The sequence below is a fragment of the Streptomyces sp. R-74717 genome (assembly GCF_047305335.1).
In the GTDB taxonomy this organism is placed as follows: Bacteria; Actinomycetota; Actinomycetes; order Streptomycetales; family Streptomycetaceae; genus Streptomyces; species Streptomyces atratus.
On record NZ_CP102361.1, the window covers coordinates 8,605,908 to 8,619,544 of the forward strand.

7 protein-coding genes and 1 pseudogene are annotated in these 13,637 nt (G+C 68.6%); 5 read left to right on the forward strand and 3 right to left on the reverse strand.

Features of this window, described 5'->3' with window-relative positions; genetic code table 11:
• Positions 1-481 precede the first annotated feature (481 nt).
• On the forward strand, positions 482-1,711 hold the full coding sequence (locus NRF20_RS39305) for a nucleotide disphospho-sugar-binding domain-containing protein (protein ID WP_398635177.1): 1,230 nt from the start codon (positions 482-484) through the stop codon (positions 1,709-1,711).
• Between the two features lie 698 nt (positions 1,712-2,409).
• Here the strand turns inward: NRF20_RS39305 and NRF20_RS39310 are convergent.
• Positions 2,410-5,370, reverse strand: coding sequence for a helix-turn-helix transcriptional regulator (locus NRF20_RS39310; RefSeq protein ID WP_413754111.1), 2,961 nt, complete (start codon positions 5,368-5,370; stop codon positions 2,410-2,412).
• Between the two features lie 1,430 nt (positions 5,371-6,800).
• On the opposite strand from NRF20_RS39310, the gene ltrA reads away from it, so the two are divergent.
• Complete coding sequence (gene ltrA, locus NRF20_RS39315) at positions 6,801-8,165, forward strand: group II intron reverse transcriptase/maturase (protein ID WP_398635393.1); 1,365 nt, start codon at positions 6,801-6,803, stop codon at positions 8,163-8,165.
• A gap of 260 nt (positions 8,166-8,425) precedes the next feature.
• On the forward strand, positions 8,426-9,751 hold the full coding sequence (locus tag NRF20_RS39320; RefSeq protein WP_398635088.1) for a TerD family protein: 1,326 nt from the start codon (positions 8,426-8,428) through the stop codon (positions 9,749-9,751).
• Positions 9,752-9,803: 52 nt separating this feature from the next.
• Here the strand turns inward: NRF20_RS39320 and NRF20_RS39325 are convergent, their stop codons facing one another.
• Positions 9,804-10,976, reverse strand: a complete 1,173-nt coding sequence (locus tag NRF20_RS39325; RefSeq protein ID WP_398635089.1) for a glycosyltransferase — start codon at positions 10,974-10,976, stop codon at positions 9,804-9,806.
• A 58-nt stretch (positions 10,977-11,034) separates the two neighbouring features.
• Between NRF20_RS39325 and NRF20_RS39330 the strand changes: the two genes are divergently transcribed.
• Together NRF20_RS39330 and NRF20_RS39335 are read left to right on the forward strand one after the other, a co-directional pair.
• A complete protein-coding gene (locus tag NRF20_RS39330) occupies positions 11,035-11,820 on the forward strand; it encodes a glutamate racemase (protein WP_398635090.1) in 786 nt (261 codons plus the stop codon).
• Between the two features lie 59 nt (positions 11,821-11,879).
• A complete protein-coding gene (locus tag NRF20_RS39335; RefSeq protein ID WP_413754112.1) occupies positions 11,880-12,443 on the forward strand; it encodes a hypothetical protein in 564 nt (187 codons plus the stop codon).
• A 39-nt stretch (positions 12,444-12,482) separates the two neighbouring features.
• Here NRF20_RS39335 and NRF20_RS39340 read toward each other — a convergent pair.
• Positions 12,483-13,611: pseudogene (locus tag NRF20_RS39340) on the reverse strand (O-antigen ligase family protein).
• Positions 13,612-13,637 lie beyond the last annotated feature (26 nt).

The window sequence follows — 13,637 nt, forward strand, 5'->3', positions numbered from 1 at the left end:
CCACAGCGCACCGGGGCTTCGTGCTCCCCACCGGCGTGAGTCAGCCAATCGTGGAATTGGATGGCTCGAATTCAGCAATGATCACCCCTTAGGGGTTAGTTAGGGGTTTCGTTGTGTCCGGCGAAATAGTTTACAGTGAATTTGTCTCGATGTGAGCGTGCACCTCCCCTCCGGGATCAAGGCATTCCCTGTGTTGTGAAAGATTCGTGTGTGGGCCGGTTGTTTTCCCAGAAGTAAGGATATTTGTAGTGAGTTCGGATGGTTCCCGTGTGGACCGGACATCACTGAGTCGGTCAGATGAAGTCGGTCGACTTTATTCGCATGGCGCCTCGTGCGTGGTACGCTCCGGCGCCTGACCACAGGACGCGATCTCAATTTGAGCGAGTTGCTGACAAACCAAGTTCCCCGTGGAAATCCACCCGGGCCCTTCGGGAGGCGACGAACCGTGCCTCGGGCACAGGGGGCGGGGGAGGTCGTATTCATGGCCGAAGATCCCCCCCCGTCGCGCTACAGCATTGTCGTTCTCAGCGCTCCTGCCGAGACCCAGAGCCGGTCGATGCTGCCGATAGCCCAGGAACTGAACCGCAGGGATCACCGGATCACCTACGTCACCACTCAGGAGTTCGCCGCGCGTGCCGTCATCGCCGGCGTCGACGTTCTGGTCCACGAGTCCTGTCCCACCTACGGACGACAGACCGACCTCTGGGAATGCAGCGGGCCGGCGGACCCCGTGTGTGTCGAAGCCACGCTCGACTGGGCGGAGGCGATCTATGCCGACTTCGCCGACGACGTGCCCGACCTGGTGCTGTACGAGGCTTCGACCCGCATTACCGCTCGATTGCTGACCTTTCGCTGGAACCGGCCGGCGGTGCAGATCTACCCGTCCTTCGCCAACGGCGACGTCCCGGTTCGTGACGACGCCGCCGTATCCGATTCCGGTATCGACGAGTGCGTCAGTGACCTTCCCGCGGACATCCGGGAGCGGCTGTTCCGCTTTCTCTCCCCGGCAGAGCAAGCAGGTTTGACGCCAAGCGACTTCTATACGAGGCCCGAGCCCCTGTCGATAGCTCTGCTGCCCAGGGAATTTCAGGCAGACGGGCACCTCTTCGACAGTCGCGTGGCGTTCGTCGGTCCCTGCATACCGGAACGCCGGATGAATGAGCGCTGGCAGCTTCCCGCGACCGGCCTGCCCGTGGTGTGCTTCGCCCTCGACCCCGAACTCCTCGGCGCGGACGCGGATTTCCTCCGGAGCTGCGTGGATGCCCTCGCCGGACAGCCGCTGCACGCGGTGATCATGACGAACAGCAATTCGGAAGGTGTGCTTCAGGCGGCCGAGCAGTTGCCCAACGTCGAAGTGCATGAATGGGTTCCGCGTTCGGTGGTGCTGCGCTGCGCGGCGGCGTTCGTCTGCCACTCGGACCTGAACAGCGTCATGGAGTCTCTCTATTTCAATACACCGCTGGTCGCAGTGCCCACGTGCGCCAGCGAACGTGCGGTGGCCGACCGGGTGGTGGAACTTGGACTCGGGGTGCAGATGCCGCCGGAGGCCGCCGGTCCGCAATCGCTCGTGGACGCGGTCGTCGTGCTCGTCGGCGACTTGGAGACGGGCCGCCAAGTACGTGCACTCCAACGCCAGGCGCGCCGTGCGGGAGGCGCGCGGCGCGCGGCGGACGAGATCGAGCGTTACCTGGAATGGATCTACGAACCCTAGACCCGGACTTCACGGGTCGTTGATTCGTATGGTGTGAACGGTCAGGGGGTGTCCTCGGGCCTGGGTGTGGCGTTGGGTGGGGTGTGTCGAAGACTTCCCGGTCCCCGCGGCCACGGTCTCAGCGTCAGCGTTTTGTAGTGGCGGTGACGTCCGTGGTGGAGAAACGTCTGGGCGCTCCGCCTGTCGTTTCCGAGTTCACTCGTCGGCTGGATCTGGCCGGGATCACCGATGAGGTGTGCCCTGGTGGCGTCAGCGCGCTTGTGACGCACGGGCAGGTCATCGAGGCGCTGGTGGCCAACCGGCTGACCGCGCGCACCGTTGGTGCGGGTCGGGGACTGGGCTCGCACGTGGGCGGTGGAGGAAGTCTTCGGGATCGAGCCGGGCCTGCTCAACGACGACCGGCCGGCTCGGGCTCTGGATGCGATCGCTCCGCGTCTGGAGCACGTTGCCGGTACCGTCGGGGCTCGGGCGATCGCCGAGTTCGGCATTGACGTGTCCCGTCTGCACTGGGACATGACCAGCATGTCCGTCCACGGCGCCTATCCGGCCGAGGGCCAGGACGAGGATTTCCCGGTCATCGGCTACGGGCATCGGACATGCGTGCCATGGCCGGCAGCATGCCGAGGCCGCGGTCGACGGCTGGTACGCGCTGCTGGCCTCGCTGGCAGGAGCACTGCTCCCTGCCCCCGAGAGGCCGCTCAAGCGGACTCGGCCTCTGTCGAAACGATGTTGAGCCTCGCGGCCAGATCGCTTCTCCGGCTGACGTCCAGCTTGCGGTAGACCCTGGTGAGGTGTTGCTCGACGGTACTGATCGTGATGTAGAACTTCCGCCCGATCGCCCGGTTGGTCGCTCCCATCGCGGCCAGCTCGGCGACGCGTCGCTCCGCGTCGGTCAGTGCTTCGGCGCCGGTCGGCTTCTGTTCTGCGTGCCGTCCATCGTTGTGACGCCCGTCAGCGTGTCGCTCCGCCGGTACGGTCGGCGGGTGCGAGGGCCGCGCTACCGGCAGCGGCTGTTCCCACTCCGTCCACGCCTGGCACGACTTCATCATCTCGGCCGCCCTGTCCGCCGTCCCCCTGGCCCGGTCCGCATCGCCCAACTGCCGGTACGTGTCGCTGAGATCGGCCAGTGCGCGGGCGAGTTCGAAGCGGCCGGTGTCCGGTTGCAGCAGCCGTACGGCCTGCTGGAGGAGTGCCGGCCGGTCCTCCAGATCGCCGGCCGCGGCCAGCAGCCGGAGCGATGCCCCCCGGGTGCGCGGCTGGTGCGTTCCAGGACGGGTCAGCTGCTCCTCCATGAGCATTTTGGCCCTGCTCTTCTGTCCGAGGGCCAGCGCGGCTTCGGCGGCGCCGCTGCGCCAGGAGATCACGGACGGCAGGTCGAGTCCCCAGGCCTCCATCAGACGGCCACAGCTCTCAAAGTCGGCGAGCGCCGCCACAGGCCGGTTCGTCGAGAGATGGAAGTGCCCGCGCGCGTTGAGGTAATGGAGTCCGTACCGGGCGTCGAAGAGGGTGTCCGGCACCGGTAATCTGACGTACTTCACTGCCTTGTCGTACTGGCCCATCATGGTCGTGGCGAGGATCAGAGTCGCCAGCGGGGCGCCTATGGCGACGCCCCAGGAGGCTATGGGGAGTTGGGTGAGCGCGGCCTCACTGTGCTGCACGGCGGTGGCCATGTCGCCCTGGCGGAAGGCCGCGTCAGCGCGTACCGCCGCGAACACTGCCTGCCAGGTTGGCGAGCCCTGGTCCGCCGCCTCCTTCAGTAGTTCTTCGCACCAGGAAGCGGCCTTGTCCGGGCGGTCGGCGCAGATCAGCGTGAGCAGGGCGGCGTGCAACGACTCAAGCGTGGCAACACCCAGGCCGACGCTGTGGAGGACCCCCTCGGCGCTGGTCACGGCCTCGTCATCCGCGCCCTGGGTGAGCAGACGGCACAGCACGGTGATCGCCTGGCGTCCGTGGGAGCGTACCGGACCCAGACCTGTCTCCGGTTCGGCCCCGGTCGGCGACCCGAAGGCGCCGTAGGCAGTGTAGGAAGCAGCGGAATCCGGGAAGTTGGAGGCAGCGGAGGACACAGCAGAGCCGGACGAACCGGGCGAGCCTGAGGGAACGGCCACCAGCGAAGGATGCGAGTACGTCATCCAGGCGTTGAAGGCTGCGAGTTCCTCCGACGGGGCGCTACGGGTCCCGGAGTCGCGTGCCTCCCAGAGGGTGAGCGTCTCGCGTGCCTCGCTGTACCGGCCGTGCCACAGGAGGTTGCGTACCAGCAGGCCCGTGTCCTGGTTGGTCAAGTGCCCGTCACGCAGGGCCTGTTTTAATCGTATCGCGTGGCGCATGGCCTTCAGTGGGCACTTCTGCCAGTCGATGCGCATACGGTCCGCGGTGAGCGCCGTCAGCTGCCGGCTGTCGGTGCAGTAGGTCAGGGCCAGTTCGAGGTATTCGCAGGCCATGCCGGATCTGGCCGCGGCGAGTTCGGAATGCGCTGCGTCCCTCAGGACATTGATCATCCACTCTTCGGGCGCCTTGCCCGCCGCGACGAGCTGTTCTGCTACCACAACCGGTGGCACGCCGTCGTTCTGGAGGGCGGCCGCGACCCGCAGGTGCAATTCGTGCCGGCCTTCGGGCGCCACCTGTTCCAGGATGGCCGTATGCGCGGCGGGATGCCGGAAGTTCCCCGAGTTCAGCAGGCCGGTGGCGGTGAGTGAGGCGATCGCATGCTCCACCGTGGCCGTGTCCAGGCCGAGGATGTGGCCGATCGACACGGACGATATGACCTTGCCCACCGCGGCCACCGCCCGCGCGACTTCGAGGACCGCCGGCTCCGCCAGGTACAGGCAGCCCATCAGCGCATTGCGGAAAGCCTCCTGGGGGACGGCGGGTTCGCTCTCGTGGCTGCTGGCGTTGAGCCGGTGGACCGCCTCGTAGTCGTCCAGCAGTGCGGACAGGAACAACGGGCTTCCGCCCGAGGCCTCCTGGTAGGCCTCGGCGAGCTCCAGTGCCTTGGCCTGGCCGAGTCTGGTTCCAATCATGGTGTGCGCACCGGAACGGGACAGCATCCCCAGCCGTATCTTGCGGCAGTTCGGCTGCCGGAACAGCTCGGCGTGGAAGACCGGGTGGGGCGAACGGACCGTCGACTGTTCGGCGAGCAGCAGCAGCGTCCGCGAGGCCTTCATGCGGCGTTGCAGGAACAACAGCACCTGGAGGGAGGGCGCGTCGGCGTACTGCAGATCGTCGATGCTCACCACCACGGGCCCGCGCTCGCCCAGCTCCAGCAGCAACGACCGGAGGCCATGGGCCACTGCGATGCTCGGCTGGTTCATCAGGACGGGGTCGGAGCCCGTTCTACGGCTGGTGGAGAGCTCTTCCGACAGCAGCTCGTTGACCCGGTCGCGGAACTCAGGGGGGAGCGCCTCACTTCTGAAGAGCTGATCCATCACGCCCAGCGGGAGCTCGCATTCGGCACGGGACGCTACGGCGGTCAGCAAGATGGCGTTAGAGTTTTCCACCTGTTTACAGAATGTTTGTAGCAATTGCGTTTTCCCGCTGCCGGTCGGCCCGCTGACCAGTGCGATGCTACTGCGCCCCGCTCCCGCACTGGTGAGTAGGGCGTTCAGCGCACTCAACTCGCCTTCTCGGTCGATGAGTTGAGCCATCTGCTGAGCTTCCATCCTGCCCCCTGTGCACGGTCAGATCTCCCAGGGCTGCAAACATAGCAAGTGGATTCGAACGAATGGAGTTCATCTTGATCAAATGAAAACGGAAAAGTGAATTCCGCTGGTAAGTAGCGTGCTCGGCGTCGTCTGCTGTCCATCCGCCGGTATGGGGAAGTGGCTGAAAATGTAGATACGGGGGGACGTGGGATTCGCTGCGGCGCCGGGCCCCGGGCGGTCTCTTCCGGGGGCGGGGCGCGGGTATCAGGTCGCAGTCACCGTGTGACACGCCGTATATGGGTCACTTTTCGGACACGGCGCCGTCAGCACCGCCCGGACTTGTACAGGGAGCTGGTCGAGTTCCTTCTCCTCGCGCGCCTTGCGGCGGCCCCAGTCGTTCGCTCCGCTGGCCGCCGCCGCTTCGGGGGGTGGCCGGCCGGGAAGGACTCTGCAGGTGCTCGGCCACGGCATCCGCTTGAGGTGGCCGGCCGTCCATCGGTCGATGCTGCGCAGAGAAACAGTGACGGCAGCCGGCCGCGTCTGCCCGGACATCATCGCCCATCCCTTCCGTGCTGGAGCAACCGGGCTCCACGAGTGATTCCCTCACGTCAAGGCTCACCTGCGACGTTTCCTGACCCTGGTCGCCGATCCCCGCGATGTGCGGGGATTTAGGTATCCGGCGGTCGCGTTGCTGTGCGCGGCCGTCGCGGCGGTGCTGACGGGGTCCGCTCGCTCATCGCGATCAGCGAGTGGATCACGGATGCCCCGCAGTACGCGCTGGGTGTCCGGCCTCCTCACGCATCTGCAGCGCCCTCATCAGGCACGGGCGAGACTCGGCCCACTGCCCCCTTGGAATCGATCATCGTACGTCCAGCAGTCCGGGCGTCATCGCGACCCAGAAGGGATGTGAACAGATGTAACCGGACGTCAAGTTCAGGGCAGCCAGCCGGTGCAAGTCCGGTCCGGGGAGACGCCAGGGTCCCCGGTAGCTGACTCCCGGCGTCGTTTGAGAGGGCGGCGTCGAAGTGGGGTGACATGCGTCCTTCGGGGGCGTGCGACCGACCAGTCCGCAACATGAAGTGAAGCTTGCAGCGTCGTTAATTCCAGCTCGCCCTGCGGGGCGGGCCAAGGAGGTGCCGAGCCCGTGATGATCTGGCGAAGGCCATGGAAGGCGTCCGGGAACCTGGAGCGGGTGCCGAAGAACCTCCCGGCGTAAGGAGCGTGGAATGGTCGGAAGGTTGTCCTGGGAACTGGAGAGGGCCTACTCGGCCCCGGATGTGCGGTCCGGGAGCGTGGCCCGCCTATAACCGGCCGAACCGGGAAGTGGCGGGCTGCCGAGAGGCAGTCGGAGGGGGTCGTAGTAGTGCTGATCGGCGGGACAACACAACCCGTCAGGAGCGAAGGGCCCCTGCTTCATCGATGCGTGACACGAACAGGGAGGTGCCCGGATGAGTGCCGAAACGGCTAGATCCATCCGCCGGGAGGAAGGCCCCGCAGGACCGGGCGGCCGGCCTCTGGACAAGGTCCGAGCCTTGCAGTGGACGCTCTACCGCTGTGCCGAGCAAGAACCCGAACGACGGTTCCATGCCCTGTATTGCCACGTCCACCGCATGGACGTCTTGTGGCGGGCATGGTCGGTCGTGTGTGCGAACCGGGGCGCGCCGGGCGTGGACGGCGTGTCCGTCGACGCGGTGGCCGCCGCCGGGGTGGAGGTGTTCCTGAAGGACCTGTCGGAGCGGTTGCGGACGCATACGTATCGTCCGTCGGTGCTGCGGCGGGTCCAGATTCCCAAGCCGGGGCGGCCGGGAGAATTCCGGCCGCTCTCGATTCCCACCGTGGCGGACCGGGTGGTGATGACGGCCGCGAAGCTGGTTCTCGAACCTGTCTTCGAGGCCGGGTTCACCGACGCGAGCTATGGGTTCCGGCCCAGGAGGTCCGCGATCGACGCGTGCGAGGCAGTGCGCGTGGCTGCGAACCAAGGGCGGGAGTGGGTGTTGGAGGCCGATATCCGCGACTGCTTCGGGACGATTGATCATGACGCACTCGTCGCTCAGTTGGCGAGGCGTGTGGTCGACCGGTCGGTGCTGAAGCTGATCCGGGCGTGGTTGCGGATGGGAGTGCTGGAGGGCGGGGTTACCTCCCCGACCGGGGCGGGAACCCCACAGGGCTCACCGATTTCCCCCTTGCTCGCCAATATCGCCCTGCATGTCCTCGACGAGGCATGGCGAGAACACGGGCGAAGGCTGGGGGAGTTGGTGCGCTACTGCGATGACTTCGTGGTCCTGTCACCGACCAGGGAACGCGCCGAGCAGGCGCGTGAACTGGCGGCGCATGTGCTGGGTGGTCTCGGGATGCGGTTGCACCCCGAGAAGACCGGCATCGTCTGCCTTCGTGAAGGCGGGCAGGGCTTCGATTTCCTCGGCTTCCATCACCGCAAGGTGGAGTCGTGGAAGCGGCGGGGCAGGTTCTACCTGCAACGCTGGCCCTCGGCCAGGGCGTTGGGGGTGCTGCGGGACAAGGTCCGTGCCGCTACCTCCAGTTCCCGGACCGAACGGCCGGTGGCCGCCGTGGTGGCCGACCTCAACCCCGTCCTGCGGGGTTGGGCGGCGTACTTCCGCAACGGGAACTCCGGACGGAAGTTCAACGCGGTCGACGGCTACGTCCACGAGCGGCTGGCGATCTTTGCCAGCCGAAAACACGGCCTCAAGGGTCGGAACTGGACCACCCACTACACCTATGAGTGGACCACCCGGCTCGGGGTCTACCGTCTGACCGGGAACGTACGCGGGGTGGCAGCGCATGCCCAGCGGTGAACGATGTCGGAAAGCCGTGTGCGGGAGAACCGCATGCACGGTTTGAAGCGGCGGGGGCTGGAAACGGAGCGGAAGCCACCGCGCCAGTCCCCGACCCTACTAAGGGCTTGCAGCCACTTCTCGTCAGCCATGTCGCCCTCCAGGATGGGTTCCCGGGGGGTTACCGGCGGATCGCCGGACGGTTACTGCGCCGCTGTAGGCCCCGTGAGGGGCGGGGGATTAGGTTGGCGGAGAAAAGTCTTCGGGCAGCCGGACTCGCGATGGGGGCGGACATGACCATGCTAAAAGGAGCCAATGTTCCGGTGGCGGCTCACGCCGTGCGGGTCGAACTGGGGTGGCGCACCTCCCCGGGGACACCGGACGTCGATGGCTCGGCGCTCCTTGTCGTGTCGGGAAAGGTGCGCAACGACGCCGACTTCGTCTTTTACAACCAGCCCTCCCACGCATCCGGCGCGGTGCGCCACGAGGGCAAGCGGACCGCCGGTGACGGGGTGACGGACAGCCTCGCGGTCGACCTGGCGCGCATCGAGCCGGCCATCGAGCGCGTGGTCCTGGCAGCTTCCGCGGACGGCGGCACCTTCGGGCAGGTGACGGGGCTGTACGTACGGATCACGGACGTGGCGGACGGCTCGGAGATCGCACGCTTCGACAGTGCGGATGCGACGGTCGAGACCGCATTCATTCTCGGCGAGCTCTACCGACGCCAGGGCGCCTGGAAATTCCGTGCCGTCGGTCAGGGATACAGCACCGGCCTCGAAGGTCTCGCGACGGACTTCGGTATTTCCGTCGACGAACCACAGCAGCCACAGTCGTATCAACAACCCCAATCGCCTCAACAGCCCCAGCGGGGAACGCGGGTCGACCATCTGCCGCCACCCCCGCCGGTCCTCCCGCCCGCGCCGCCGACGGCGCCGCCGGCACCTCCCGTAACCCCGGCCACCCCGCCGGTCCGTCTGTCGAAGGTGACTCTCACCAAGGACGCGCCATCGGTCTCCCTCGCCAAACAGGGCGGCACTTCTGGAGCACTCCGGGTCAATCTCAACTGGGAAGTGCGCAAACAGTTCAAGGGCTGGGGAAGCAAACTCGGCAGAGCGGTCGCCAACCACGCGGACCTCGACCTCGATCTCTGCGCCCTCTACGAACTCACCGACGGCCGCAAGGGAGTCGTACAGGCGCTCGGAAACGCGTTCGGCGCACTCCGGCAGCCCCCGTATATCCACCTCGACGGAGACGACCGCACCGGCGCCGTCTCCACCGGCGAGAACCTCACCATCAACCTCGACCAGAAGGACAAGCTCCGCCGCGTCCTGATCTTCGTCACCATCTATGAAGGCGCCCGGAGTTTCGCCGATCTCCACGCGACCGTCACCCTCCGGCCCCAGCACGGCGCCCCGATCGACTTCTCCCTCGACGAATGCACCGTCCCGTCCACCGTCTGCGCGCTCGCCCTCCTCACCAACAACGGGGGAGACCTCACGGTGCAGCGCGAGGCCCGCTACCTCGTACCCGAGCGCGGAGTGAGCCCGCAGCGCACCATCGACTACGCCTATGGGTGGGGCATGAACTGGACCCCCGGCCGTAAATGACCCCCCGGGGGTCCGGCCGGCACTGCTGCCATCGGCCCACGGACGGCTCCGCTCAACGGTCCGGCGCGGCCTCGGGACGGGCGTATGTACGCCCCTTCCAGGCCGCGCCCCGCCCCCGGTGGTGCTGAACCGCCGAATCGACGGTCATCAGCAGATAGAGCACAGCGGTGAACGGCAGCAGCGGCGCCAGCCACAGCGACTGCCGGTAGTAGCCCAGCATCGGCATGTACGTCCCGGCCATCACCGCCCACGCCACCCCGCCCGCCCACGCCGCCACCGGAGCACCGCCCAGCAGCCCGGCGACGAGCGTGACCGGCGGCGCGAGATAGACCAGCGCGAGCCCCAGCACCGTCCCGAGGAGCAGCGGCGGACTGTGCCGCAACTGGGCGTACGCGCTCCGTGACACCATCCGCCACAGATCCGCCAGCCATGGATACGGCCGGACGCTGTCCACCCGCTCCGCGAGCCCCAGCCAGATCCGGCCGCCGCTGCGCTGCACCGCCCGCGCCAGCGACACATCGTCGATCACCGCCTGCCGGATCGACTCCGGCACCCGCGCCCGTTCCGCCGCCCCGGTCCGCAGCAGCACACATCCACCTGCCGCCGCAGCCGTCCGCGCTCCCGCCCGGTTCACCCACCGGAACGGATAGAGCTGCGAGAAGAAGTACACGAAGGCCGGTACGACCAGCCGCTCCCAGACACTCGACACCCGCAGCCGGGCCATCTGCGAGACCAGATCGAACCCGCCCGAGACGGCAGCGGCGACCAGCCCCCGCAGGCTGTCCGGCTCATGCGCGATGTCCGCGTCCGTCAGCAGCAGAAACTCCGGCTCCCGGGCCCGGGCCAGCGAGATCCCGTGCCGCACGGCCCAGAGCTTGCCCGTCCATCCCGGCTCCGGCTCACCGGGCGACACCACCGTCACCGGCAGGCCCCCATGCCGTACGGACAGCGCACGGGCGACGTCCCCTGTGCCGTCCTTGCTGCAGTCGTCGACGAGGAAGATCTCCGCGGCCCCCGGATAGTCCTGCGCCATCAGCGACGGCAGACTCACCGGCAGCATGTCGGCCTCATCACGTGCGGGCACGACGATCGCCACGGACGGCCAGTGCTCCAGGGCCTCCCGGCGCGGCAGCCGCTGATCGGTCCGCCAGAAGAACCCTTGTCCCAGCAGCAGCCACACCCATGCGGCCAGCGAACCCACGGCGATCCAGGCAACGGCACTCATTTGCCGCAGTCTGCCCCACTGTGACGGAACCGCAAGGGCGGTCGACTAAGGTGACCGGGTGAAGATCGCGCTCATGGATTCCGGAATCGGCCTGCTCGCGGCCGCCGCCGCGGTACGCCGGCTCAGGCCCGACGCCGATCTGGTGCTCTCCTCGGACCCCGGCAGCATGCCCTGGGGGCCGCGTACCCCCGAGGACGTGACCGCCCGCGCGCTGGACGTGGCCCGCGCGGCCGCCGCCCACCGGCCCGACGCACTGATCGTCGCCTGCAACACGGCCTCCGTCCACGCCCTGCCGGCGCTCCGCGCCGAGCTGGAACCCGCACTGCCGGTCATCGGCACCGTGCCGGCCATCAAGCCGTCCGTCGCCGGTGGCGGCCCCGTCGCGATCTGGGCCACGCCCGCCACCACGGGCAGCCCCTACCAGCGCGGACTCATCCGGGAATTCGCCGGCTCCGTCGCCGTCACCGAGGTCCCGTGCCCGGGTCTCGCCGACGCCGTGGAGCACGCGGACGAACCGGCGATCGACCGGGCCATCGCCGCGGCCGCCGCACTCACCCCGCGCGATGTGCGGGCCGTGGTCCTGGGCTGCACCCATTACGAACTGGTCGCCGAACGCATCCGTGCCGCCGTGCGGCAGCCCGGTCGGCCTCCGGTCGCGCTGCACGGCTCCGCCGGTGCCGTCGCCGCCCAGGCACTGCGCCGAATCGGGGTCGAACCCGCTCCGTCGGCCGAATCGGCCGACGGCCTCACCGTCCTCCTCAGCGGGCGCACCGCCGAGCTGCCGGAAACCGCTCTGGCCTACGCCGAGGGGCAACTGCTGGGGGCCGTCAGCCCCGCCCGCTGACCCGGCGGAGGCCATCGGGCCCATCCCCGGCGTGCGGAATCTTAAGTACGCTGCTTGACATGAGGGACCACCCCCGAAAACCGAGGCACACCGGAGCCGACCCCCACTCCGACGTCTGGATCGGCCGGGCCACCAACCGGGCCCAGTGGGTACTCGCCGCCGCAGGCGCGGCCTGTCTGGCGCTCGGCATCCAGCTGGCCGTCACCTCCGACTGGGCCTCCGCAACCGCCCCGCTGCTGATGTCGGTGATCGGCTGCGTGGCCGCCGGACTGCTCATGCTGTTCGGCACACTCGCCTTTGTGAACGTGGCCGTCAGGGTCGACGGGGACGCTCTCGAAGTGCGCTGCGGCCACATGGGCCTGCCGCGCCGCCGGATTCTGCTCACCCATGTGGTGGGCGCGGAGTTCGCACCCCAGGTCACCCCGCGCCAGTGGGGAGGCTGGGGCTACCGCTGGCGTCCCGACCAGGGTACGGCCGTGGTGGTCCGCAGGGGCGAGGGCCTGGTGCTCCGGCTCGGTGACGGCAGGACGTTCACCATCACGGTCGACGACGCGGAAGCGGGCGTACAGTTCATCCGCGAACGCCTGCACCTGTCGGCGACCGGCGCACCGGCCGGGGCCTGATCTCGGCCCGATGCGTTGCCTTCGGGACTCGCGACCGGCTCAGAGCGGGGTGGAGCGGTCCGTTCGCCGTGTGCGGCGGGCTGCTTCGCCGGGACGGACGGCCGCCCCATCTGTTCCCTCCGGACCACGTACCTGATGTACGTCGTCCGGACCACGTGCCTGATCCGCGCCATCCGGTCCACGTGCCTCGTCCGTACCGTCCGCCCCTGTCGTACCGTCGCCAATGGGCCGCCGGGCCGACGCCAGCCCCGCGAGCAGCCCAGCGCCCGCGGTCACCGGAGGGAAGCTCAGCGCATTGCCGACGCTCGCCAGCACCGCGAGTGCGGTGAGCGCGGCGCCCGCCGTCAGGACGACGGCCGTGGTGCGGGGCGACCGCCACAGCACGTACAGCAGCCAGCCGAAGGCCGACCCCAGCAGCCCCACCCCCACCACCCCCTGCTCGGCCGCCTGCTGCAGAGGCGCCGAGTGCGGCTTGCCGTCGGAGTGGACGGTCTGCTTCACGGTGGGGCTCAGCTCGGCGAACCGTCCGGGGCCGATGCCCAGCACCGGATGTTCGCCGGTCAGCTCCAACGCGTCCTGCCACAGCAGCACCCGGTGCGCGGTGAGCGGACCCTCCAGGGACACCATGAGGCCCTGGGGCAGCGCGTCCGCGGCGACCGCCCAGGACGTAGCGACGGCGAGACCGGTGGCCAGGGCGAGCCCGGCGAGGCCGAGCAGCCGTTGTCGCATCCTGGCGGCGGCCAGCGAACACAGCAGCACCCCGAGTGCCGCGGCGAACCCGGCCACCGAGCGCAGCGCCAGCGCGGCGCAGGCCGTGCCGAGCGCCAGCAGCCGCAGGGAGCACCGCAGTGGTGCTGCCGGGACGCCGCCGCCGCAGCAGGCGGGCGCCCGCGGCGAGCCCCAGCAGTGCGGTGGCAGCCCCGGCGTGACCGGGCGCCGTGTCCACCGTGGCCGTGGCGCCAGGCATGCCATGACGCGAGAGGAGCCCCGTGAGGAGCGCCCCCATGGCGGCAACCGTGGCCGTCGCCAGCGGGAGCAGCGTTCCGCAGATCCGTCCACAGGCGAAGCCCGCGGCGACGGCGAGCAGAGCCGGCAGGACACCCTCCGGACCGGTCTCCCGACCGGCGGCGCTGATCAACGACCAGATCGCGCAGGCGGCGAGGATCACGGCCCCGGCTCCGTCGGAAGCGTTGC